Here is a 24,834-nt window from a genome sequence, read left to right as displayed (position 1 = left end):
TTCACCCACTCACCTCATTGTATTGAGATTTAAGATTAAACAGGATCTACTTTAGCCCTGATTTCAAATTGCCCATTGGGATCGGGCTCCGCATTGATTTGAGTTGCAATCCGCACGTAAAACTCATTTTCTTCATCAGGTTCAATAAACTTGTTAAACAAAATAAAATCCTCCGGTATGAATGGGGAGGAGGTATAGGACATTTGAATTTCTACGCCGTCAGGCAGATTTTCTTTCTGTACTTCCAACAGCAGGTTTTGGACACGTTCGCCCAACTGGTTTTTTACTATGACTTTTTGATCGATCGTAGTTTGACCGGCGACGATGATATCGAAATCAAGATATTTGAGAATTCCGCCAAAAGTATCTGAATAATATTGTTTATTTTCATCCATGAACATCAGACCGGAGTAAGTGCCGACAAATTTGGTTTCCCAAACATCCGTCTGTCCCCAAGCATCCTGGAATTCAACCTTCAGAGCATTTTCCACCCCAAAAATAATATCCCGTTCCGAAATATTCAATTGAATATTCAGTGGGGAAGGGGCCAAACTCGTAAATGCTCCATCTTGCGGGTAATAAGGCTTCCCATTGAGGAAAACTCGATATTGTACTTTGCCCTTATCCGCGTCGTCCAAATTTCCAATCAGTTTATTGCCAGCAACTTTAATATTGATTGTCGCTAATGAATTCAAAAGATAAAAAGCTGCACTAGCGAATTTTACATCCTCTAATGGAGAGTTAGTTATTATTTTAATGTTATCTACTTTAATGGGATCATTCATATGAATTGATTCATCTATGTAGTAGGCCAGGCGAATATTCCCACCTTTGTCCTTAAAATGTTTTTCTTTAAGTTTGCCTACGTCATGTATAGTCATTGCGTCATTCTGCACTTGATCCAAATCATCAATATTAATAACATTCCATACACCATATCTACATGATTCCCATGTGTCTCCTTGATCAAATGACATTAGCATTTTAAGTTTTCCGGTATCTCCAACCTTATTAGCAATAACGTTTTGAATCGTGCCGAAAATCTCAAAATCGTTTGGAGTAATTAATATCTGCTCAAATGGCAATGCATTCATTTCAATGTCCAATTCATCAATTTCTTCGTCTTCTGCCCATGTAACAACCTCAAAATCGCCTTCAAGATCATCCAGCGGGCTATAGTTAGCATCAATCACAAGTTCAGCAGATTCTTTTGATGGGTCATCTGTGTAGTACAATACATCAACACTATCACTAAACTCGTCATATAGGGTAAATGGTTCAGTTTCTAAAGTGATTGTTGATTCCGTTTTGCTTGGATCATCAGTGTATTCGATTAGTTTGATAGTCTGTCCAGCAAACTCGTCTTCGAGGTTGAATGGCTCGGTTTCGATGCTAAATTGCACTTCTGTTTTATTAGGGTCATCTGTCCAATGGTGTAACTCAACATCACCATGAAGTTCTGCCCATGCTGATTCTGGAATAGTTGAAATATCATTTAATCCATAAGTTAAAAATAAATCCTCTGTTAGATTTGTTCCAATAGATTCAAACTTATTATCTTTATAAGTCTTATATTCATTTTCATTAAATATAAGTGACTTATACTCATAAATAACTTCCATCATTTCTAATTCATATATAAAAACAGTTCCTGAATATGATGAACTAACGTTAAGTCTATAGTACATGTACTGATTTGAATTATCGAAGTTATACTCTCTTTTTTCTGCATCTCCAAATTTGAATGAAGGACTATTTGTAACATAATGAAGAATATCATAATTCACATTATCGTTAGAACCCTCAAAAGTCCAATTTTTAGGACTGCAATTATTTGACCCAGTACTAACAATAGTATATTTTGCAATTGTCTTTTTTTCTGGAAATCTATATGCTAATTTGAATGAACCACTTCCGCTTGCATATATTGAAGAATTAATTCTATCAAATGCCTTCCATGCTTCATACCCATTCATCCATACGCTACTTGCACTAGCAACTCCACTTGGAGTAGTGTTACTTGTCATTTTTGGTATGGCTGTTGTATTGCTTACATATGCCATTTTGATCACCTCTTTCTAAAGGAAGTTATAAGATAATAATTTTCTCAATTGGCGTTTTATTAGTATCGATCTTTTGCTTAAACACTTTTCCTGTGCCTAAAGAAGTAAAAGTTTCAGTAATATATATTTTCTTGCTTAATTGTTCATGAAAATTCACTTCGTTATTATTTGGTATTCCGTAATTTACAAAAGTAACTTCATTATCATTTTCTAAAAATAATAATGTACTTTCTTTTAAAGAATTTATACATGTAGGGGTTTGAATTAGATATTGGTCTTCATATACTAATTCGTATACAGTTAACTCGGTAATTCCCCAAGAATTAGTTCCAAATCGAGTCTTACATTTTATTCTTATGCCACTAACTTTTGCTTCCTCTATGTCATATGTTAATGTTTCATTTACTTGAGAGTGGCTTCCACTATGAAGCACTTTCCATGTTCCATTTATATTTCCTTCTAAGTCCCATGTTGCCATGTTATCATATGCATTAGACCCGATTGACAATGAATACCTTTTTAACTTGTAGATTTTAGGAAAAATAATAGTAAAATATTCTGGTAGAGATGGGTTTATAGCTGATCGAAAGTAGGTACTCATTGACCTATCAACTGCATAAAAGGGATACGTATTCATACTTGTAGTGGAAATTGTAAACCCATTTCCACTATTACTAGTCATTTTTGGTATTATACTAACATATTTACTCATAAAAACCGCCCCCTCTTAAAGAATAATCTTATCTACTCTGTGCCTTGAAAGATCAATCGTATGCTGAAAAGCCCTGCCGGCACCAAGCGTGGTTTCTGTTCGTTCGACTTTCTTTTCTCCTAACGAAGACTCAAAACTTATCTCATCAACTCCATGATTAATGAAGTCGCTCTCTGTGCAATTTGACATATTAACTAGCAATTTATTAGTTTCAAATATTTCCATTTCACCAAGTGCAACATAAGTATTAGATGATGTTGCTGTGATGTTAAGTCTGTAATACATGTATTGTTTTTTATTCTTAAAAAGGAATGTTTTTTTCACATCAGAAGTCCAATCACCAATCCCCGACTGACTGTCTAAAATATCCCATATAGTTCCATCGTTGCTTCCCTCAAATTTCCAATCTTTTAGATTATGACCATTGTACGATGCGTAATATTTTAAACTATAAGCTGATACTATTTTTGGTTCAGCAAATTTATAAGACAATATTGCTTTTCCGCCGACATTACCAGATAGCCATTTGCTGTCACTTTGATCAAAAGCTAAGTATGGATAAACTCCAGAACCATAAACAGAACTTGTACTTGCCACACCGCTTGGTGTTGTGTTGGAGGTCATTTTGGGTATTAAATTAGTTTCATCAGGAATCTGAGTAATTGAATATATTCTATTATTTGCAGATAATAAAAACTTTTTAGCTATTGGATCAATTACATCGTTATAAATCTCAATATCATCTATTTGACCATTAAAAAAGACAGACGAAGAGGGGGTACATCCCAAATGTAAATTTCGACTTCCAATATATTCTGTATCTGATAATTTAGTAGATGCGACAGGATGATTCATATTATCAACATACACTTGTACATTGTTCAGTGAGTCTTGAGTGTAAAGAATATCGTGCCAAACTCCATCATTAATATAGGGCAATGATGGTACATCTAGTGAGTACTGTCCACTAACACCTTTCAAAAAAAATAATCTTAAAAGGCCATTTCCTGTTTGAATTATAAGTCCTTTTTCTGAGGAATCGTTACATGTAGACAATATTACCCCTGTATCCGATGTTGTTCTAAACCTAAATCTGATACTTTTTTTACCAATTGGAATAATCTTATTGCTAAAAACAACCTTACTATCGCTTCCATTGAAACTCAGCGCACTGCCACTACCATTCCATCCAGCAACTCTAGCTACTCCACCGTTGATTGTGCCAACAGCAGTTCCTTTGCTATCTGCAACATTTCCACTTACTTCATCGAATTTGAACCAAGCCACTCCGCATTTATCCATCAAATACTGCGTATACAAAGGGTTATAAACAGCCATTATCTCACCATCCTATCCAAATAAAACTTACATTCAATTTAGAAAACAAAAAGAAGCAGCAGATAATCTTCTGCTACTTCGTACCTATACTAACTATTTCAAAATACTTTTTCAAATCAATTTTTTCTTTAAACACTTTACCATTTCCTAGCACTTCGCCAGAAGCGGTATTATCATCCATAGGTAAGACAAAGGATTTTGTTTTTCTATCTAACACAGATAGATTATCCATTCCTTCTTTTTTAAAAGTGTCTAGGGTAGGTAATGTTGCCGAAATTGTTTTCCATGATGATTTGTATGTTTTGTATTCATTTTTTATTTTAATAAACGATTTATATTGAGGTGGTAATTCAATTTCAAGAACTGGACGGAAGCCGAAAATGTAGTTGTTGGCACCATTTATCGTGCTGCTTACGCCACTACCCCAAGTCCCAATCGCGAAGTTAGGGCCACCTCTCAATACTCTGTGAGAAGAGGTTTGCTCTGAAATAGTCCTAGTAGTGCTAGACCAGGACCAAATAAGATTCCAATTCCATACATTATTATCTCCTGCTGTAATCGTTTCGTTAAGAGTCGAGTTGACAATATATTTATCACATTCGTTGTCTTTATAAGAAGATGAAACACCACCTGTCATGAGCCTTATTGTTTTAATATCTCTTTGATTTTTTGATGTTATAAAAGGTTCAAATCCTTGAGGTAAAGCATATTTAAATTTCGTTTCGCCAAAATTGTACGTTACCTTACTTAACCACTTAGAAGAGTGGAATGGATACCATTCAACACCTTTTTCTATTTCTTTTGTCGCCAACAATGCTCCATTTTTATAGAATGAAATATATCCATTATCAAGATCAAAGGCAACACCAATAGTGTCACCAGAATTGATCGTCACATCAGTTGTTATATTATATGGAAGAATGTTGCCTTCAAAATCAATAGCCAATACTTTATTAACACTAGCAACAAATTCAGCACTATTTGTACCATTGCCCGTAGAAATATTAGAAAGCTTATCGATTAATCCAGTCATAAATCTAAATCCTCGACCAGATGTTTGTGTTGACGTACTGATACAGTAAGCTTCATAATACCATTTCCCACTTTTGACTCCATTGGTGGCTCTAATAACTTTGTACAACGCCACAGAGCTATCATCGTTATCCATTACAGTTAAACCTAAATCAGTAACAACTGTTATCGGATTTCCATCGGTAGCAAAAACAACGTATGGCAGTTGAATACCGCTTCCACTTGCAATACCGGCACTGTTCAATGAGTCCCAAGAAATACTATGTTGAATATTACGATCTGCCAAGAGTATCTTTTTCTTATTCCAATCTTCAACCATGATAAAGTAAAAATCACCATTAGGAGTTGCTGTGCTTGTAACAGGAATAAAATCAGAAGTTTCTTGTCCTAGACCACTAAACACTCCCACTTGTCCAGAAGCAGCTTGATAATGACAACGAATGCGTTTGCCCACTTCAAGGTCTTTAGGGTCTGTTACTTCATCAGGATGGAGTATTCTACCTGAACTATCGATGTCAATAAGATCAAGTGACATGTTATAATTAGATGAATTTTGTTTGTCAGAAATCAGTTCAACTGTATGTCGAGAATAGTTTAGTCCCTTTTTCTCAAAAACAAGGGTTTTAAATTGATTAGCATCTGTTGTATATTCTGAAAACTCTCCAACCAATACACCGTCAATTTTGACAACTATTTTATCTGTTCTTGTTGGTGCCAAAACATCAGTTATTCTAACTTTATCTCCAATAAAATCAAATAAAAAACTTTCACCTTTTTGCATGAGATATAGTGCATTACCATTAGAATAACCAACGTTTGAATTTATGATTAAATTTCCTTTCCCCTTTACTATTGATGCTGTTGCCTCATACCTTTTCCAACCACTCTCAGGTTCCGTTAATGGTTGTCCAACTATAGCCATATATTACACCTCCTTGTACTCAAATACTGGACGGAAGCCTATTCTTGTCGACGAAGCACTTGATCCTACAAACCCAAAGGCACTCAGCAGACCCGTCTCAGGACTTAAAATTCCTCTATACACTCGTATCGTATTTCCGCCTTGCATAGTGCCGTCCACCCTAGAAATGTTGTTAGTGGTTGTATCTTGAGTCCATGTTGCTGCGTTCGAATTATAGTGAAACACATCATCCAACGTTTTACCAACTTGAATCTTATTTATAGGAAAGTTCACAATATATCTATCCCACTCATTAGCAGTAGGCCATCCACCATAGCCTTGGTCAGTTAGGCTTCGATTCCCATTCGCATCAGCATAAGCAACCCCACCAGTAGGAGAGCGCAAAATGCCTTTCACACCAGCAAATATTTCGGGCCTTCCTTGAATTACTCTGGAATTTCCATTCAAAGAATCCCATGACTGGCTATTTTGAACGACTCTATCAGCTACAAGAAGTCCTTTGTCAACTTTGATGAAATAAAACCAACCTGTTACAAAGGAGGCCGCAGGAACTCCGGTAAGCGGATATTCAGATCCTCTTTGGGCGCCCGCTCCCCAAGTATTTGCCTCTTTATCATAAAATCCGTGTATATAATCACCAATCTTCATATCTTCGATCTGATTTCGCAATTGCCCCGTAGTCGCTGGAACTGGCATGATCACACCTCCGCTCTGCTTAAGCTATTTATTTTCTTGAACTTAGATTTTTTTACATCTGAAACGAATACTTTTCCTTCATTTGTCCATGCCTCATCTTTAACTCCATCGAGGACATAGTTTTTCTTAAACTCTAGGAAACCATTTGAGGTATTCAAATAATCATTGTTGTATTTGCCTTGCTCATTAAAATCATCGACGGTTCGTGTTGAATTAATTCTGTTTGCGGTGATTTCAATTTTGATTCTTGCAAATAGGCCAACGGGGGACAGAATACTTCCATCCGCATAATTGATTTCAACATAATCCGTCCAAGTAATGCGATCATTGGATGACTGCGTATAAATTTTGTAACTTCCGCTTCCTTTGGAGATCACATCTCTAGCGACTCTTTTAAATGCAGTAAAATTATCTTTTATATTTATAATTTCAGATTCCCAATATCCCGTATCAACAAATATCGAGTTTACAGCATCATCAATACCGACTTCGCGCAATTGTAATTTTCCGTCTTTGATTTCTGTATTAACAAAGGTGCCTTTGGTTAGATCAATAGGTATTTCAATCTCCTGTGTTACGGCCATCTTATTCATTCACCCTCCAGGATTAAGTGCATAAAAGACACTTTCATGTACTTAAAAATATTCATCAAAAAACGTTCCACTAATCTTTTTAATGTCTTTTTCATTTGTCATGCGAACAACTACAACATTGTATTTTTCATCCTTATGGTATCCGCCCAATAACACCTCAATAGGGAAGCTGGACAGCGCAACTTTGTTTTTGATTTCATCCACCAATTCAGAATCATTCGCTGTGAATTCCGTTTTGTAAGAGCCAGGGGAGAGGGTGATGTCGTAAGTGCTGTCATCCGTTTCTATGGTTAAAACATTATTGGAGTCCGTTATTGCTTTTTCACCATTTATTGTTGTGTTTCCCCAAACCCGCTTGTAACTGTCAATATAAAAACCTTCCATATAAAATCACCTCATTATTTGATTTCCCAATTGATAACTCCCATTTGGTTCTTTACTAACGGTGCATTGATCGCGTTTACTGTCAACCCGTTTACACGAATTATTAATTTTCCGTCTAAGTCTTGGTTAGAGCTGATTTTTATTTCGAAATAAGGGCATTGCCGGTAAGGGAGATGGAGGATGTTAAAAAAGTTGATATGTACTCCTTCAAGCTCCATTTTCTTTTTGTATCCAAGACTGTACTCTGTAATTTGTTGGTTTGATGTTTTTAAGCCGCTTGAGAAGAAGTCTGCTTCAGCGATGGCATTTTTATAGGTAATAATGTCGTTATATAAAAAAGTCCTTCCGGTTAACGGATACTCTTGAACGTCGGTGACGTACGAGACCATGATTCGATTTCCGTTAATATTGAATATGCCGTTAGCGACATCAAAAAATATTTGAGACCCTTCACCGATAAGTCCAAATTTTATTATTTTTTCTTTATCTATATCATAAAAGTTGTTAGGCTTTTTTGTGTTCAAATCAAATTCAGATAAATAGGTATTATCGTAGTATTCGGCAACCCAAATAAAGGATTGAGTAGGTACAGGCGACTGGCGATATTGTTTATTTTCAAAAATCAAATTTGCAAAACTCCTCCCATTGTATTGTGAGAAAAAAAGATGGGGGATGAGCCCCCATCTTTTTAGTAATTAGTTATACATAACGGTAAGAAACACGGATTTTAAATTGTTGTCTGCCGGATTTGGCATCCAGCGGCACGGCGGCCTGAAGACTTACCGTGGCATAATTGCCTGCTGCATCCACAGGATTACCGTTATTATTTACACCTAAAATCTCTTTAGCTCCAGGCTTAAGTGGGGTAGGGTAAAGTGCTCCGGTAAAATCCTTGGTTGTGGCGCCTGTGGTGCCAATCGGTTTGGAATAATCTTTACCGATAGCGGACGACGGATCAGCCAGATCCGTTTCGCCAAGACTGTCTACTTGGGCATGGAACCAGTTATTTTTAACGACTTCAACTTCGTTGCCTACCGTATTGCCAAGACCGCCGGACATATCGCGAGTAGTGATCGTGCAATCTTCCATTTTGGACACATCCTCGGCTTTGCCTTTATTGTTCCAAATATTGAATGTGTAAATAGGGGAGAGGTCTCCCGCATCAATAATTTTAAAATCGAATGGAGCGGTTACTTCATTTGTGTGTGTTGCGTCATACCAGCTAATAATAGGTTGAGCCATGATTGCATTTCTCCTTTATGAGTCGATTATTTTGTTCTTATTACTAAATAAATGGACATGCTTTGCACATTAATGCCGAGATCCTCGACATTAACTCGGAACATGTCACCTTTATTTACGGTTTTTGTTTTGATCGTTGCCGTTTTATCATCGGCGTATTCCAATGCCTTAAAATGCAGCTTCTTGTCCAGTACGCCTGTCCAATCCATGAAGTTTCTTGATTTTTCAATATTAATAAAGGTTTCCGTGTCTCCAGAAACTTTGCAAACTGCGTTTACAGAAAGTAATTCTCCATCATACAGAAAAGGAATGATTTGCTGCTGTACGCCAAACTCCAATACTCCATCCAGATAAATAACGATCACCCGTTCATTTAGAGTAGAAGGGAAGGATTTTAGCTTTAAATGCTCCGCAACACTCATCAATCCGTCTTTGTATTCACTGACCGGCTGAATATTTTCACCAAAAATATCGATAAGAACCCAATCATTGCCGTCATATCTGTATCGCTTGCCATCCTTGTACGTCTGAACGGTCCAACCAACCTCGGGATGGGGGTACGTGGCATATAGCTCTTTCATATCCGCTACAGCCGTTTTAAAGGCTAACTTGGTCGTTTTGTACGCATCCAGGGCCAAATCTCTGGCTCTGTCCGCTTCATCGGCGGCTCTGTTGGCGTTATCCGTAGATTTTTGCGACTCCTCGATAACAAGTCTGGTTTCGGAAATCAGTTCTTCTACGCGGCCAATGAGTTGATTGTTTTCAGCTAATTTGCGTTCAATCTCATCAATGTAGTCTTGTAAAGTTACCACGATATCAGGATTTCGGCTAACGAGAGCATAGATTCGGGAAGCCGGATATAATATTAAACCTCTACCTTTATAGCGGCATAAAATAGCCTTTCCGATTAATGATTCATGGACCTGGATCGAACCAATCGAATAATTAACCAGAAATTCATTGGGGGCAAGCCTCGGCCTTTTTTCATATACCTCTTGATCAATTTCTACCATTCCCGAAATATGTACTCTATCCGTAATAGAAGGGATCTCCAATAGCGTGATCATCCCGTTTGACTGCACAACCAGAGAATCAGCGCGATCTTTGTATGGATCGTCATCCGTGCCTTTTCTCATGATAATCGTGATTGGGTCATTATACTGAAGCTGTGTTATTAAATCTGGCAAATAATCACCTCCCTACTGAAGAAGCTTAAATTGGTATCTAAACTTAATGTCTGCAATGCCATGGACCCGTAACACATTTTTTCCGACAGGGAAGCTTAAAAAATTGTCGTTAAAATCTTTATATCTATAAGTAACAGCTAAGCTGGTTTCGATATCTTGGTTCTCATTGTCTACAAAAACAGTCTCGCCGTCGATTAAGTTATTGAATTTAAACTCTTCATTATTGTGCGTTAAATTGACAATGGAGAAATCGCCATTGCCTTTTTTGGTGATCCAGATCTCAGGGCGGCAGGGAAGATCTCCTTTGTTATCGAAAACTAATACCGGTTCGAAATAAAAGGTAACGCTTTTGAACACTGGTTTATGCTCATACGCCTTGGACTGCATTAGCACCCGATAGACGATACTTGCTCCGTACAGACCGGTATCTTCGTTGATTTCCGGGATTTGCCCTCCGTTCACGCAATTCCGCCATTCTGTCCAATGATATCCGCCGTCAAAGGATACTCTGGTTTGAATGATGACTTGGGTGTTTTTGGGAGCATCACTTTCCCAGGTTATTTTGGTCATCGCTCCATCGCAGTTTATTGGAATAGGGAGTGGGGGAGAGGTGTACACTCCTCTTAAATTGATTAGGGATATCCATCTGGCCATATCTATATCACCATCACTCGATTTTTCCAAATGGACGATAGAGGGCGGCCGCACCGCTTTCCTGCCATTTAGCGATTTTATAGCTGTGCCATACGGCGTTATTGTCATAGGTGGTCGCCCCATCGACTAAGACCCAGCCAGGTTCTGTATCCCCGGATTCACCGGACTGAATGCAGACATAAAAGCGGCCGTTATCTACCGTAGAGAAGACTATATCATCAACTTGATACACATGGTTGGGATTCCAGGTGTTGCCGCCTCTGGTGTCCTGTACAACCCCGCTATCCGAGACTGGAAAAATAGGTTCAATCAGTCCGCTATACCCCGTTTGTATGCATGTGTAGTAGTGTCCGTTATCTTTAGCCGGAACCACGCGATCCCCATTCGCATATGACTTTAATTTCTGCCATTTTGGGGCGGCAATCCCTGTGCGGATGTTAACCCATCCGACATAACCGCCAATTTCCAAATGATTTGCGTAAAGGATATGTTTGCTGGGCCAATTTCCGCTTACGGGGGGAGAATCGGCATAGTCGGGTGAAATATCGTCCAATACTTGAAAATTGGCAGCTAAAGCTTCCAGCGTAGGCCCGATTTCATCCACTTCCCAATCCGGCTTGGTCAATCGTAATTTCTTTGTATATGTTGACATTTTTTACTCCTTTCTTTAAGCAGTAAACTGTTGATCCAAATCAGCCCACTTCGTGCTATACGGGAAATCGCTCCACTTTATTCTTTGGGGATTAAGAATTAAACTTCCGTCCGCATCGACGACCAGCGATTTTTTGTCTCCTTGCCTGAAATCATTGCTTGTATTTGAATATGCACTCTGTTCCCACTGGTATAGACGAGAGGTCATAACAGGGGAATAGGAGTAGGGGCTGTCGCAAAGAAAAGTAAGACTTACATATCCCTGACTTAAGCAATTATGGACTAGTGTTGGATCATCTACTACAATCGCGTAAAATATCCGCTCGGGGCTTCTCCCGATCTCATTGGTAAAATATAATTCCTGATAATAATCATGTTCCGTGAGCCATCGCGCCACCTCTCTCAGTTTTTGCGTGTCGTAGTAATCTTCGAATGCAAAGGAAACATTAAATTTAAGCGGACTTTTGGTTACACTTTGCAAATAAGGCCGGTCACGGCCTTTAGCCGCCAGGAGATTTGCTTCTCTCGAGGCGGCCAAAGCTTCCTCTTGCATCCCGCTATTTACATTGACGTTAATGACTCCGAATTTCTCCGATACAATGCCTGCATATGAAAAATAAAGGGAATCCCTGATCGCCATAGTTCACCTTCCTAACTTTCAAATTTCACTTTCTCGTTCCCGTCTTTTATGGTTGTTATTGTGCCTAGGCAAGTTTCTACCCGAGATCCAATCAGAGCTATCGCTTTCCCTCCTAGTTTTCCTCTAGTGCTGCCGGAAGTGATTTTTCCCTGTCCAGACCCTCTTGTGGGAGAAGTCGCTGTATACCTGCGAGAGCTAGTACTTGAAGGAATAGGAGGATAAGCTTCCCATGTCTCATTTGTTTTGTCACCAACTGTTGCGACATTTTCACCTTCAATTTTAAGTCTTGAAGAGGAAACAGAGACCGATCCTGTAATTTTTGCTCCTGTGCTTCCGCTTCCAGCGTCAACCCACTTAGGCCCCTCGTCGGTATCTCTCCTTCTTTGGATGTCATAGGTTACATGCCCAGACTTTACAGACTCATTAATTTCTGAGCCGTTAATAGCTACTCCTGCCATAATTAAGCCTCCTTTGAACTGCATAAAATTGGCCTTATATAAAGACATAAAAAAAGCCACCCGAATAAATTGGGTAACTTTAAGCAAAATTATATTCTGTACCACTTACATTAATTTTACCAGTGGAAACAATATCAATCTCTCCATTATTTTTAATAGTAATTTTAGTTCCACTTTCATGTTTAATATCAATATATCCAGTAGCTACAGATAGTTCAATACCATCATCTTTAAATAATAATCGTCTTTCTTTCTGGTAATTGCTATTGTAGTAAATAAAATCCCATTCTGTCTTTATCTTTTCTATGAACGCTTTTCCGCCATTAGGGGTGCGGTCACCAGCACCCATTTGAATATACGGAGTAGCTAATTCACCGCTCCCACGAAACCCCAAAATCATTTTATCTGCTTCGGCCATTTCGTGAATCATTACAGGCCAAGCAGTGACATCTGTTGTCATTTGCCCGCTTTGAGAACTATCTATCCAATAAAGGGGTCTTCCATCTGGCAAAGTTTTTTGACTATCAGAGCCATCAGCCATCCCAGTTATAAATTTTTGTATATTGCCTTCAATACGAATATAATCTGACCAACCATTTAATACCGTATTTGTCAATGTTGTTAAACGAGAAGAGGTTAAATTTGAAATGAAACCATCCGTTGCAGTCACTATATTTGCTGCGATTAGTTGGGCATCAATTGCACCTGCTCCCACTACATCCCAATTATTCATATAAATCTTTCGTTGACTGGAGTCCATTAACAGCAGGTTGTTTCCATCCGTCACTGTTACTTTTTTGAATTTAGCCGTTCCATCCATCGCTATACTGGCTACGGCGTCATTAAAGTTTTCAGCGCCAAACCAGAGGCCGTATTGCGGATACATTTTAATCATTCCACCGCGGTTATCGCGCAACTCCAAATCAGACCCTCTGATATGGCCATCCTTAAACAAGCTGTTCGTAATTTCCGCAGAATCGGCAAACAGTTTGTTCATCCAGACATTGCCATACATGTCCGCATGGAGCGGGGCGGTCGCCCACACTGAACCTCCCAATTGGAAACCTTCATGGGTCACCTTGAATATTCTTTCGCCCTCACCGGCCTGAAAATTGCCAATCATATAAAGATCGCCATCCGTAGAGGTATAAAAGGTTTTCTGGAAGGCGCCATTTTTGTTTCTTTCGATAAAAAATCCCTCATCGGCGGTAACGTTCGTTCGATTTAGAACCGTAAGATTGTTGCAATCGGCAGGGGAGGCATAGCGATTAATAAACATGCCGAATTTATCCGGTGTTTCTTCCAGTAGACCCAGCTTCAGCACCTGACGGCCACAGCGGTCATCGATCATTAATCTCGATCCTTCGATGGTAAATACACCGGTTGTGTCCCCGATAACGACTCGTTGTCCAAGTATGATTTTACCCAAAACCATTTCCGCGATCACGCCGTCCGGAGAAATGGCCGTTTCGTACTTCAACCCCCCGGAGCGAGTCAGACCCAATACACCGTGTGTTGCTCTCAAGAATCTTAGCGGATCATTGGGATCGATAATCGTAATACCTTTACGGTCGATGGTTACAAACTCATTTGAGGCCATATTGATTTCATTGGTGACCTTGTTCCAAAAATGATCAAATAGCCTCGACATTTCGGAGGAATCCACAACGGCTTGGCCCCACTTGGTTTTACTCACATCAACCAGGACATTCGTGTTCTTGGAATCACTGAGAAACTTCTCTATATTTTTACTCTCGTCATTAACGCTCTTGGCATTGGACAAAGTCAATTTGATGTCGCTTTTGTCAAAGTCATAGTTGATTTGCGTGATTCGGGCGGTAACATTCGTATTTGTGGGATCATATTTGATATTTACAAAATCCCCCAAAACCAGCTTGCTCCAATTGCGCTGTTCGCCCACAATCGCCAGGAAGTTAACGATGTCAACCTCGATCGATAACTGCGGCTGCTGCAGCTCTTTAAATTTATCCTGAACCGCTTGATACAGATCTTTTTCATCGACATATACATCGTCACTAAAATCCCGCTCAATGACAAAAGGATTTAATTCATGGAGCTGATCCGCCGTGAAATTGCTTTCTGCCGACAGAGCGGCTTGCAAGGAGGAGATATGCTCTTTCACTTCCTTGATTTGCCGGTTTTTATGATCGATTTCAAGCTGTTTTAGGTTGATTTGATTCTGCTTGTTATCCAGACTGTATCTTTCGATAATTTCTTGCTCATTATTGGAGTTGTTCCATTCATCCAGACTAATGTTGGCTACTTGAATAAATACGCTTGAATTGCCTCCATTAAGCACGACTTGCGCGGAACCAGCCTGGTTGATTTTGCCCAACAGCATCCATTTGCCCGCAGAAATTCCTTTACTTTGCCCATTCAGATAAACGGAAACACCGGAAGGGTTATCAACCTTGATCATAGCCGCATAAGCATAAGAACTGTTGAGTCCAAAGCTTCTGGATGTGTTACCGCTATGCACGTATTTCTCGAAAAACATTTTTTGGTCAAACTGCTGGCTAAGCATCGTATCTGTAACCACAGCTTCGTCATTCTGTAATTTGTTTAAGTCGGCTTCCAACTGGTTTTGCTCCGCTTCAAACTGCTCTAATTGGTTTAAGTAGGACTCAAACAGACCGTTTTTGGATTCGACGAGCTCCTGTAAATCAAGCAAAGCATGGCATAAAGAATCGGACATATGATAGGAAGAACTAATGACATTGCGTTGTTCATCTCGCTTAAAGGGATACATAAAATAACCGAAATTTTCAATATACCCTTGTCCGGTAGGATTGACCTTATGAATCGTCAGCCCGTCTTTACCGGTGCCTGTCAGTCTAGTAACCATTTGATCGGACGTTGTCGTTTGGTTCATGCTTTTTAAATATTTGCCCCAACTGAACGTTAAGCCTCTATTTAACCCGAACAGCTCCGGTTTCTTGAAGCTTACTGTCCTGGCATCCGTGTCAAATTCAACAATCGCATTATAGGTCTCCGCCACGGCATAAATGGCCTCAAGCACGGTAGAAGAGGGGAATTCAAACGCTCTATACGTCAAGTCGAAGTCCGCGTCGATGTATCCAATATTCCAAATCGTATTTGCGAGCAAATCGGTTAAAACCTGCCTGCAATAATAAGAGGTAACACTGTAATTTTTGATTAATTTGTTGGAAAGCTCATGTGCTGTAGAGTAACACTTTACGCTTTTGACGTCCTGATCTTGTTCGACGGCATCATTGATATCAATAACGGCGAACCATTCCGTTTTATGATTGGTAACGACCTGGATTAAATATTTCTCGCGTAACAAGTCAACATTTTTATTTCTGACTCGTTTATGGTGGATATCCAGGTTGTAGGGGAGGCTGAACGATAATTCATAAACCTCGTTTAAAGCTGTTTTTAAACTATCATTGAATATCTCACTCAATTTACTGATCGGCTCTCTGTTTGGTTTGCACAAAAAATATTGCGGATGAATCGGCCTTAAATTGTAGTCAATATCACCAAGCAAAAATTATTCCCCCTTTCAAATAAGAAAAGAGCAGGCCAATTATGTCCCGCTCTTAAAGAATCCTTTCTTATTTGCTTTATTTAAGGCAATCTGGAATTTATCCAATAATCCTGTTGCTGTTTCTTTATCATTCGCTTGAATAACGACCTGCTGTATGATGGTGCTATTACTGTTGTTTCCACCTGCTGAAGCAGGGGAAGGGACCATATGGTTCAAAGTAAAATTGGAGATACCGTTGGAAATTTTGCTGACCACCGTATTTATAAAATCTACAGGGTCATTCAAAATGACCTCACCTTTTTTCAAAATGGAAGGCACCTCATCCGATTTCAAAAACTTGCTCCACCATTTTCCGGTCGTTGTTCCTTCTACGCCAACTTCACCGCCATCATGGTATACTTTAAGATCTTTTAATGTGGCATAACTTCCGTCCGGAAAACCATATTGTTTCCTTAGAGCCTGATTCTCTTCAGATAATGAAGCAAAAATGCTCTCCAATCTAGCATATTGAGCTTTGTTATTCTTGGACTGCGCCATTTGTAATCTTATAGTCTCAGCTCGCTGTTTGTTGCTTAAATAGGTTTTCCAGGCGGCTTCTTTTTGCGGATCTGGTGTTTGCCCTGGTTGATCGCCGTTATTTGGACCGCCAGAGGGAAGGCTGGGAGTATAACCGGATTGATCGTCAGGGGATTTAGAATAGTCCCCATTCGCATACTTTTGTAAGTTCTCAAGGCTTTTTTGCAAGGTATAGTTAAGATTTTCGAAAGCTTGATTGGTTGTAAAAGCATGACCCTGCAAGGTAGTGAAGTAATTTCCGTATTCCGTTTGAATTTCATTGATCGCGGCTTTCACTACGGTCGAATCTTGACTCAGCAGCCTTTGTTTTAAATCATAAAATTTCTTTTCATTTTCTAATCTGCTGTTGTATTCCTGTTCTATAGCTGTTTGTTGGTCATCAAGATTGTCCTTAATGGAATCACTGAGTTCATCTTCCATTTCCTTGTTTTTATCAGCGTATTTTTTTCTATCATCAAGCTGATCTTGTAATCCTTGCTTGCGAAGTTCACGTTCCCGGTTAAGTTTAAACTCATCGATTTCTTCATTTTTGGTATCGAGCTGCTCTTGCAATTCTTTGGTCTTGGCCTTACCTTGCATCGAGGTGTCCATAGACCATTTGTTTATTTCATCAATGATCTTTTGGCGTTCCTCAAGCTTTTGGTTTAGCTCTTTGGTATAATCCTCGTCGGAAGCTTGCCGGTCAAAAGCTTTAATTTGAGCATTGATATATTCTTCAAATTGTTTATATTCATCGTCGATATTTTTAGTTCTTTCCTGATGACGTTCTTCTTCTTCTTTGCGCTCTTGGTTAATAGCATCTAATTTCAGGTCTCGTTCACTTTCAATTGCTTTTTTTAACTCATTGATGATATTATCGGCAGCAGCTTCACGGAGCTGTTTCGTTTGCTCCATATTCGATTTGATGGCGGCTTCATTATCCATCCAAGCTTGAATTTCCTGGTTTAGTTTAGTGATTAATTCTGTTTTTTGATCAGCTGTTAATTTATCGCTTTGAATTTGCTCGTTTAAGGTATTTATCACGGATTGATGTATAGCTTGTTGCTGTTTTAGCAGTGGAATCTGCTTTTCAAGTTCCTGATTGTATGCGGCAGAACCTTCTGTTAGCAGAGATAATTTAGCGCTTGAAAAGTCAATCTCTGACCCGACTTTTTCAACCACAGCCGCATATTCATCTAAAGTACTCTGAACGATCGTGAAGTTTTTTTCCTTAATCTGTTGATCCACATCCCACCATTTCGTACTATTCTCAGCTTTAGTTTGATCATACTCGCCGGAAGTAATCTTATATTCGGCCACCATTTTATTCAGTTGCTTGTTTTGTGCTTCAATTTCTTTTTGCTTTTGCTCTAAAAGGGAGATCTGCACCTGTTCCTCTTTCCGCCATTCAGCGGAAGTAGGAGAGAGACGCGATTGTTTTCCTTGAGAAAGTGATATTTTATTCTCAAAATCGGAAATTCTATTTTCTGATTCAGTGACTGTATCATCGATGACTAGTAAGTATGAGGCATAAATTTGTGCATCCAAGTCAGCTACTTTTTTCTTATCATCATCTGTAGTCTCTAGTTCGCTTTGAGACAGGACTTCAGTTTTGTTCTTGGAGGTAGAAGGTGTTACGTAAGTTACGTCACTATCATCAACAATTCTTCTTGCTCCTTGATATTTAGGGGCCCAATAAGAACTGTTTAGATTTGCGGTTTTAAGACCTAATTCTTCACCCATCTGGATAAATTTGTTATCCCCCATATAAATGCCAACATGGGAATTATCTTTGTTTGTGGTCTTAAAGAAAATAAGATCGCCAGGTTTCAGATCTTTTTTATCGACGGCAGTTCCTTGTTTGGCTTGTTCCGCTGCCGTTCTGGGCAATTTAATGCCTAAAAATTCTTTGAACATTTCCTGTACAAATTGAGAACAATCTGAAACTGCCTCTGTAACAAATTGTTCATACGTTCCTTTAAACTCTCCGCCAATTTTGCCGTACTTAAATCCTCCTTGCAAATCTTGTGCAGCAGACAACATATTGCTAATTTTATTACCAGCACCATTAGAATTTGGAGAGGCAGTAAACGATTTTTTTGATGTTGTAGCTGCATTTGTAGATATAAGAGTGGAAGGGGTTTTAACACCTTCTTCATAAATCTTCTTCTGTTCTTTAAGAAGTTTAATTTCTTCTAAAAGTGATTTCCTGTATTCTTCAGAACCTTTTTTAATCCTGGATCTCTTACTTTGTAAATTGCTTAATGCTTCTTCAATTTCTTTTAAGCGTTTTTGTTGTTCAGTAAGCAGTTCATTTGTTTCAGCGAGCCTTTCGTTATTATTTTTATCAACACCTAAACCATAATCGGTTATACCGGTTAGATAACTGTTGGCTAACTTTTCTAATTCTTCAAACTCGGAGATATTTTCTTTTAATGCGTCAAATTCAGGTTGCAGTGCAGATAATTTATTTTTAAGAAATTGAGTAAAACCCGAACCTTCTTCTTCGAGTGGTTGGCGAAATTTACCTAAACCAGCAAAGAGTAATTTATCAAACTGCTTAGAGGAATTTAATTCGGATTCTGTAGAATTCATTTCTTCTTCAATTTTGGATAGATTCTTTTTTGCATCTGCAAGATTTCCAATGGCTTTTAATTCTAATCCATATGACTTAAGATTTTTAACAGAGTTATTCATTAAATCAATAGCCCTCTGTTTTTCATCATTTATACTTATTTTAAATAATTCAATTTTACTATTTTTTAGCTTAATTACCGCTTCTCTTTCAAAGGTATATCCGTCCTTAGTTTTCTTTAGATGATTACTAAGTTCAGGGTATTTTTGAATCAAATCCGTCATGGAAGAGGCGTTTTGAGACTGACCCTTATCAATATCTGATAGAAGTTGATTTAGGGGAACTATCTCGTCTTTTGCAGAACTGAATGATTCCCCAAGTTTTTTAGTTGCCTCACTGAAATTATAAAGATTTGGGGAAGGATCATACTTATAACCTTTCGAATCTTTATAAAAATCTGACGCAGATTTTGATGCTTTTTCAATGCTTTCTATCAAATTTTTTATGGATGCATTTGGTATACCGATTGATTGACCTAATGCATAAATATTATCCGATGCCTTCTTGATACCTTCAGGGCTTTTTATTAGATTAAGTTTATTTAACTCTGTAATAAAATTCGAAAGCTCATAGGATTTGTCTTCTAATTGTTCAGCGCTTAATTCACCAATATCAAGAGAATTTGTAATTTCGTCAAACTGTTTGGAGAGATTGTCGGATAATTCAACATTATTTTGATCGAGAATAGTTCGAGTGAGACTATTTAAATCATTTCTTAAAATATTAGTGTGAGTCGCTAATTGCTGCTCAGCTATGATACGCTGTCTCTCTAATTTGTTTAGAGTAGATTCGCTATATTCTATAAAGGTTGCGCCATATTCGTGAGGGATGTACTCTCCTTTCAAACCTATCTTTGACTTAATATCATCGACATCTTTCTTTGATTTTTTAACATTTTTTAGATCTTTTTTAAAATTATCTTGAGCATCGAGAATTTGCTGTTTTTGCTCATTGTCGGCCAGCATTTGGGCATATTTCAACTCTTCTTTTATCGCTTCGGCATTTTTAAGATGTTTATTACCTTTATCATCGATTGAGTCAACGAGGTTGGGCATTAAATCAGATAATCTCTCAACCAAATCTGTATATTTTTGCTCTTGTTCAAGGTCGGCAAAAACAGTTCCACCGTTTGTGAGTTCATGAAGTTTATTATATTCATCTACTAATTTTATGATCGTATCTTTGTGATTTATCCAAGAATCTGCTACGATTTTATTTTGTTTTTCCAATTCTTCTTGAATCTTTTTTTGTTCTTGAAATTTATTATATAAATAAGTAAGACCTGAAACTACAGCGGTAATGGCTAGTGATAAACCCAGGCTAAGAAGTGTTTGAAGACCAATTGCAGCCACCCTTGCTGCTATTAATTGCATCTTCAGTTTAATTAAATTAACTCCCATCACTTGAGTGGAGCGTGAGGCTCTCGTATATGCTGCAGAAAGTCGATCTACATAATTATTTAATTTATTTAAATGGGGAGACATTGATGAAAATATTTTGACCATGGACTTTCCAGCATTACTAAAATTCAGCATTATACTTAAAGATGAAAAGATTGCAACATTAAATAACCCAAAAAAGTCTATTAACTTTGCAAGTACATGTACTAAAGATGTATTCATATCTATAATAGCTTGCCATTGTCCTGATTGTCCCATGGTTATCGCTAAATTTTCCCACTCAGTTTGCATTTGCTGGATTTTGGCTTCAAGCGACCCCATGTATTCAGCGTTTTCCCGCATGGCCGAACCCTGGGAAGTCACTGCGGTTTCGCTGGCTCTTGTTGAAACATCATATTGGTTCATTAGAGCCAGAAAGCTCTGCATTTGATTTTGCCCAGCCAATTGAGTGGCAACATTTTGCTGCTGCTCGGATGTTAAACCGCTCCATTTCTCCGCGAGTTCATCCAAAATAGCCGAAGTGCCTTTTGTATCTCCGTCTAAGCTTTTCATGGAGATCCCGATGGAATTCAGCACTTCTCTCGATTGTTCCAGGGTTGCTATTCTTGAATAAATCGTACTTAGGCTATTACCAATCGAAGTACCATTCGCGTTCGTTGCGGCAGCAATTGCGGTAGTGTCCCCGATGACTTTTTCCATGGAAACACCGTAAGTGTTAGCCGCCGAACCGGCTTCAATCAAGCTAAGGGATAAATCCTTTGACGAGACGGTGAAGTTGTTGTCAACATTGGATAATGAATCGGCGACCCGGACGCTGTCTTCAGCCTTGACATTGAAGTCGTTCATCGCCGCCGTCAGTGTTTTAACGGCTCCGCCAGGGGTTAACTCCGAAATATTCTGCAGCAAAGCGGCCGTTTTGGTGAGCGAAAGCGTTTGTCTTACGTCATATCCCATTCTGGCAAATTCAAGAATAACATTATGTACTTCCTTGATGGACCTACCGAGCTCATTGGATATCTCGATATTACCATTTAGCATTTCGTCAAAATTGGTGTCCTCGTTCATTACTTTTTTTAACTGAGTCATTTGCGAGTCTACTTCAATAAGTGTAGCCACTATGCCTTGAAGATTTGCTGACACTGCCTCGGGCATCCATGATGTAAATGGTTGCATCGCTTTTTTCATGGTTTCGATAGCACTTGCCGATTTAATTGCGGCATCGCCTGCTTTATCGTTTGCGTTCTGATTATTAGTTGAAGCGCTTATATTCTGCAAGTTAATTTCTAAATCTTTAATTTTTTTAGCGATGGCAGAAGTATCGATATTTAACTTGAGATTAAGCTTGTTGATTTTGCTCTCTAATCGCTTAATCGCTTGATTCAAACTACGTCTTGCATCATTTTCATTAACCGTCAATCCTATGATGACACGTAAATCATTTGCCACGTCATTCACTCCTTTTTATTTAACCTTTACGCAAAATAAAAGAGCCAACGGTTTGGCTCCTATGGTTTCGAGTAAAGATGGTACTATTCTTGAGTCTCGAACCCCAGATTTTCGAATTTCTCGGCGAGCGTTTCATATTTAAATTGCTCATCACCCGTGAAAGCCAGGCCGCAATTCAGAACAGATTGAGCAACACTTTGTATCATGTTTTTCTTGTCCATCGTCAACTCAATATAAAACTCCTCATTCAGCAGAGGGAGGAGGGCGGCGTTAAATACATTTAGGTCTTTAATATCGTAACGTTGGTAATCTCCTTCGTAAATAACGATAGGGTTGTCTTGTTCATCAAGCCGGCAATGTTCTTTAATTAACTCATAATATTCGTCCCTGAATTGGTGCTCTCTTTCGACGAGTATTTTTAAAAATCTTGTGCGCATGCGCGAACTATAATCCGTGAGTTCCAATTTATATAAAAATGAAATAGCGTAATCCAATTCATGGATATAGAATTTAAGCATCTATTTGTTCCCTTCTTTAATTGGACTTTTGACCAAACATCACATTCATAATCATATCTTTGTTTTCTAAATTGGAGTCATTGATGTAGTTGTATAGCTGCTGCTGCATGTCTTTATTTGTTTTTACCAGCTCCTGATAAGCATCAAGCTTTTTCCACATCCGGTCATAAACTTTCTGGATCTCCGCTTTATCGAATGAATCAAAAATCTTTTCAGCCAAGTCGCTGTTTAAAATATTATTCAAAACACTCACTTTGTCTTCGAAATTGAAATCCAGCTGCGTTGTTAATTTTGAGAAATAAAGCAGGATGTGCATATGCAAATAATCCAAAATTCTGTTATCTTTTAACTCCCCGAACTTTTGACTGTATTCGGATGTAAATTCCGCAAAGTCCGAAAGCATCTGATCAATACGGGTAGGGGAGAAGTGCACGTAAATTTCCGTATAACGTCCATCTTCAAAGCTAACCTTTTTTAATTTCTCAAATTGGGCGGCTTCCTGGATTAAAGAATCAAGTGTAACTTTTTTCTTTCTGCTTCGCGTGTTCACTTTTGCAGCGGTTGTTTTTTGAGTAGTCAACAAAATTCATCTCCCTTAACTGGCTTTGAAATAGAAAGAGAGACACCAATGTGGTGTCTCTCTGCATTTTTTACTCCTCTTCAAGCAAATCAATAACTACCATCGCGGTGGACTTGCGGTCCTTAAGCACATCGGCCGTAAACGTGAATGGTTGAGGCTCGCCGGAGCTCGCCATTCCGATCGAGAAGTTCGGTTGAATTTTTAGTTTAGGAATTGTGTAGAGCGCTTCGACGTCCTTGCCGTCTTCGTTTCTCCAGAAAGTCGTTCCTTCAAGCTTATAAGTGCCAGGGAACAAGTCCGAAGCAATGGTCATGCTTTGAGTGGAGGCGGAAGCGGTGTAGTAATAATCGGCAATAACCTTATCGCCGGCTTTAATTCCAGTAACCGCACTCAAGTCAATTTCTTCTTTAACAGGGGTTGCCGCAATCGTTACATTCAATTTTTCGTTTAAGGATGTTTCATCAGATGTTTTGTAGAAATAGTATTTTTGATTCGTCAGCGGGGCTTTGGATAATGTAATTTTAGAATCGGCGGAAACCTCAACAACTTCTTTTTTATGTACGATTTTCGCGGATTTATTAAATTTAGATCCAGTGAGGACGGCCAACGATTCTTTAGAAATCAAGGCATCTTCCATTTTCATCGTAATGTCTTTATCCGAGTCCCAGCCAATAAGCCGCGGATGTCCTTTTCCACCGCGTGCATAAACCGTCGAGCCGGCAAATTCAAGCGTGCTCGTCGTCAAGCTCTCAAGATAAACAACGGGTTCACCAGTCTTGACATCTTTCAGTACAACATCCATAATTTCACGAGATCCATAACGCATAGTATAAATTCCTCCTAATAATTAACGTATATTTTAGATTTAAAAATATTTAAGCTTTGCTCATCCAATGTTTAATTTCAACTTTTTGCGGGTCAGCGCCATGTAAAATGGATTGAATGCTGATTTCATAATCATTAAGCTGCTTCATTTTATTAAACTGATTGTTAAACTGAAATATATTTAAGTCAAAGACGTTGAAAATATTGATCCCATTTGCATTAGTGCATAATATGGAGACCAAATCATAGAATGTAAGGTTTTCAGAATCATCGGTCGAGTTTTTCTTTAAAGCTTGGATTTTTCGTCTATTTTCCAGTTGTTTTTCACGGAGCTTTCTAACCCGATCGTTGGCAGGATTAAAATCATCGAAATCAGGTTCAGAAAGACAGTTTTGGATTTTGACCACTTTTAGTATTTCGTTATAAATATCATTCGTTATTTTTTGATTATTTATATATAAACTGTCTGTATAATAGATGTTAGACGATCCGATGATAAATTTTAATCCGGAATAGTATAGGGAGTAGATGTTAGCCGACTCGCCGAACATTTCAATAAAGTCGTAAATGCCGAGTTCATCCGGAAGGGTATTTATATAATCTTTGTGAATCAGTTGATCCTTCGAAAGCATCATCAAGGAGAGATATTGGCTGTAAACATCGTATCCCAGCTCAATGATGTCTCTAATTTTAACTGGATAAATAGGGATGCCAGAAACAACTACCGGCAGGTTAGCAAGGGACTTTAATTTTATATTTTCGCTATCCACT

The 24,834-nt window shown here is 38.5% G+C and carries 20 protein-coding genes; all 20 read right to left on the bottom strand.

Annotation, left to right across the window (positions count from 1 at the left end; all coding sequences use genetic code 11):
* Nucleotides 1-35: 35 nt before the first annotated feature.
* The 20 genes from EHV15_RS28430 to EHV15_RS28335 all read right to left on the bottom strand — a co-directional run bounded on the left by EHV15_RS28430 (nucleotide 36) and on the right by EHV15_RS28335 (nucleotide 24,833).
* Nucleotides 36-2,063 carry a hypothetical protein gene (locus tag EHV15_RS28430; RefSeq protein ID WP_128634201.1) on the bottom strand — a complete coding sequence of 676 codons (2,028 nt, stop codon included), beginning with the start codon at nucleotides 2,061-2,063 and terminating at the stop codon, nucleotides 36-38.
* Between the two features lie 25 nt (nucleotides 2,064-2,088).
* Nucleotides 2,089-2,775 carry a hypothetical protein gene (locus EHV15_RS28425; RefSeq protein WP_128634200.1) on the bottom strand — a complete coding sequence of 229 codons (687 nt, stop codon included), beginning with the start codon at nucleotides 2,773-2,775 and terminating at the stop codon, nucleotides 2,089-2,091.
* A gap of 15 nt (nucleotides 2,776-2,790) precedes the next feature.
* A complete protein-coding gene (locus EHV15_RS28420; RefSeq protein ID WP_128634199.1) occupies nucleotides 2,791-4,113 on the bottom strand; it encodes a LamG-like jellyroll fold domain-containing protein in 1,323 nt (440 codons plus the stop codon).
* 73 nt (nucleotides 4,114-4,186) lie between these two features.
* The gene (locus EHV15_RS28415) at nucleotides 4,187-6,067 is read right to left on the bottom strand and encodes an SPRY domain-containing protein (protein WP_128634198.1); all 1,881 of its coding nucleotides are present in this window, start codon (nucleotides 6,065-6,067) and stop codon (nucleotides 4,187-4,189) included.
* A gap of 3 nt (nucleotides 6,068-6,070) precedes the next feature.
* Nucleotides 6,071-6,763 (bottom strand): hypothetical protein, encoded by a 693-nt coding sequence (locus tag EHV15_RS28410; RefSeq protein WP_128634197.1) that lies wholly within the window; start codon nucleotides 6,761-6,763, stop codon nucleotides 6,071-6,073.
* Nucleotides 6,764-6,765: 2 nt separating this feature from the next.
* Entirely contained in the window at nucleotides 6,766-7,356 is a 591-nt protein-coding gene (locus tag EHV15_RS28405) for a hypothetical protein (RefSeq protein WP_246061815.1), read from the bottom strand.
* Nucleotides 7,357-7,398: 42 nt separating this feature from the next.
* Nucleotides 7,399-7,740, bottom strand: coding sequence for a hypothetical protein (locus tag EHV15_RS28400; RefSeq protein ID WP_128634196.1), 342 nt, complete (start codon nucleotides 7,738-7,740; stop codon nucleotides 7,399-7,401).
* 14 nt (nucleotides 7,741-7,754) lie between these two features.
* Nucleotides 7,755-8,366 carry a hypothetical protein gene (locus EHV15_RS28395; RefSeq protein ID WP_128634195.1) on the bottom strand — a complete coding sequence of 204 codons (612 nt, stop codon included), beginning with the start codon at nucleotides 8,364-8,366 and terminating at the stop codon, nucleotides 7,755-7,757.
* A 73-nt stretch (nucleotides 8,367-8,439) separates the two neighbouring features.
* Nucleotides 8,440-8,982, bottom strand: a complete 543-nt coding sequence (locus tag EHV15_RS28390; protein WP_128634194.1) for a hypothetical protein — start codon at nucleotides 8,980-8,982, stop codon at nucleotides 8,440-8,442.
* 26 nt (nucleotides 8,983-9,008) lie between these two features.
* A complete protein-coding gene (locus tag EHV15_RS28385; protein WP_128634193.1) occupies nucleotides 9,009-10,169 on the bottom strand; it encodes a hypothetical protein in 1,161 nt (386 codons plus the stop codon).
* A 12-nt stretch (nucleotides 10,170-10,181) separates the two neighbouring features.
* On the bottom strand, nucleotides 10,182-10,823 hold the full coding sequence (locus EHV15_RS28380; protein ID WP_128634192.1) for a phage tail family protein: 642 nt from the start codon (nucleotides 10,821-10,823) through the stop codon (nucleotides 10,182-10,184).
* 13 nt (nucleotides 10,824-10,836) lie between these two features.
* Nucleotides 10,837-11,475, bottom strand: a complete 639-nt coding sequence (locus EHV15_RS28375; protein WP_128634191.1) for a hypothetical protein — start codon at nucleotides 11,473-11,475, stop codon at nucleotides 10,837-10,839.
* 15 nt (nucleotides 11,476-11,490) lie between these two features.
* On the bottom strand, nucleotides 11,491-12,114 hold the full coding sequence (locus tag EHV15_RS28370) for a phage tail domain-containing protein (protein WP_128634190.1): 624 nt from the start codon (nucleotides 12,112-12,114) through the stop codon (nucleotides 11,491-11,493).
* Between the two features lie 11 nt (nucleotides 12,115-12,125).
* A complete protein-coding gene (locus EHV15_RS28365) occupies nucleotides 12,126-12,572 on the bottom strand; it encodes a hypothetical protein (RefSeq protein WP_128634189.1) in 447 nt (148 codons plus the stop codon).
* Between the two features lie 79 nt (nucleotides 12,573-12,651).
* The gene (locus EHV15_RS28360; RefSeq protein WP_128634188.1) at nucleotides 12,652-16,104 is read right to left on the bottom strand and encodes a phage tail spike protein; all 3,453 of its coding nucleotides are present in this window, start codon (nucleotides 16,102-16,104) and stop codon (nucleotides 12,652-12,654) included.
* A gap of 39 nt (nucleotides 16,105-16,143) precedes the next feature.
* Entirely contained in the window at nucleotides 16,144-22,140 is a 5,997-nt protein-coding gene (locus tag EHV15_RS28355; RefSeq protein ID WP_128634187.1) for a phage tail tape measure protein, read from the bottom strand.
* 83 nt (nucleotides 22,141-22,223) lie between these two features.
* Entirely contained in the window at nucleotides 22,224-22,658 is a 435-nt protein-coding gene (locus EHV15_RS28350; protein WP_128634186.1) for a hypothetical protein, read from the bottom strand.
* A gap of 16 nt (nucleotides 22,659-22,674) precedes the next feature.
* On the bottom strand, nucleotides 22,675-23,238 hold the full coding sequence (locus tag EHV15_RS28345) for a hypothetical protein (RefSeq protein WP_128634185.1): 564 nt from the start codon (nucleotides 23,236-23,238) through the stop codon (nucleotides 22,675-22,677).
* A gap of 70 nt (nucleotides 23,239-23,308) precedes the next feature.
* Complete coding sequence (locus EHV15_RS28340; protein WP_128634184.1) at nucleotides 23,309-24,064, bottom strand: hypothetical protein; 756 nt, start codon at nucleotides 24,062-24,064, stop codon at nucleotides 23,309-23,311.
* Between the two features lie 49 nt (nucleotides 24,065-24,113).
* Entirely contained in the window at nucleotides 24,114-24,833 is a 720-nt protein-coding gene (locus EHV15_RS28335) for a hypothetical protein (RefSeq protein ID WP_128634183.1), read from the bottom strand.
* Nucleotide 24,834 lies beyond the last annotated feature (1 nt).

It is taken from the genome of Paenibacillus oralis, from assembly GCF_003863965.1.
Lineage (GTDB): Bacteria > Bacillota > Bacilli > Paenibacillales > Paenibacillaceae > Fontibacillus > Fontibacillus oralis.
This window is presented reverse-complemented; position numbering and strand designations above follow the sequence as displayed.

Bases quoted from the DNA above. Each gene is read 5' to 3' on its own strand.
- EHV15_RS28390 (WP_128634194.1), bottom strand. From the start codon at position 8,982: ATGGCTCAACCTATTATTAGCTGGTATGACGCAACACACACAAATGAA.
- EHV15_RS28365 (WP_128634189.1), bottom strand. From the start codon at position 12,572: ATGGCAGGAGTAGCTATTAACGGCTCAGAAATTAATGAGTCTGTAAAG.
- EHV15_RS28410 (WP_128634197.1), bottom strand. From the start codon at position 6,763: ATGCCAGTTCCAGCGACTACGGGGCAATTGCGAAATCAGATCGAAGAT.
- EHV15_RS28380 (WP_128634192.1), bottom strand. From the start codon at position 10,823: ATGGCCAGATGGATATCCCTAATCAATTTAAGAGGAGTGTACACCTCT.
- EHV15_RS28415 (WP_128634198.1), bottom strand. From the start codon at position 6,067: ATGGCTATAGTTGGACAACCATTAACGGAACCTGAGAGTGGTTGGAAA.
- EHV15_RS28340 (WP_128634184.1), bottom strand. From the start codon at position 24,064: ATGCGTTATGGATCTCGTGAAATTATGGATGTTGTACTGAAAGATGTC.
- EHV15_RS28420 (WP_128634199.1), bottom strand. From the start codon at position 4,113: ATGGCTGTTTATAACCCTTTGTATACGCAGTATTTGATGGATAAATGC.
- EHV15_RS28375 (WP_128634191.1), bottom strand. From the start codon at position 11,475: ATGTCAACATATACAAAGAAATTACGATTGACCAAGCCGGATTGGGAA.
- EHV15_RS28425 (WP_128634200.1), bottom strand. From the start codon at position 2,775: ATGAGTAAATATGTTAGTATAATACCAAAAATGACTAGTAATAGTGGA.
- EHV15_RS28370 (WP_128634190.1), bottom strand. From the start codon at position 12,114: ATGGCGATCAGGGATTCCCTTTATTTTTCATATGCAGGCATTGTATCG.
- EHV15_RS28405 (WP_246061815.1), bottom strand. From the start codon at position 7,356: ATGAATAAGATGGCCGTAACACAGGAGATTGAAATACCTATTGATCTA.
- EHV15_RS28400 (WP_128634196.1), bottom strand. From the start codon at position 7,740: ATGGAAGGTTTTTATATTGACAGTTACAAGCGGGTTTGGGGAAACACA.
- EHV15_RS28430 (WP_128634201.1), bottom strand. From the start codon at position 2,063: ATGGCATATGTAAGCAATACAACAGCCATACCAAAAATGACAAGTAAC.
- EHV15_RS28350 (WP_128634186.1), bottom strand. From the start codon at position 22,658: ATGCTTAAATTCTATATCCATGAATTGGATTACGCTATTTCATTTTTA.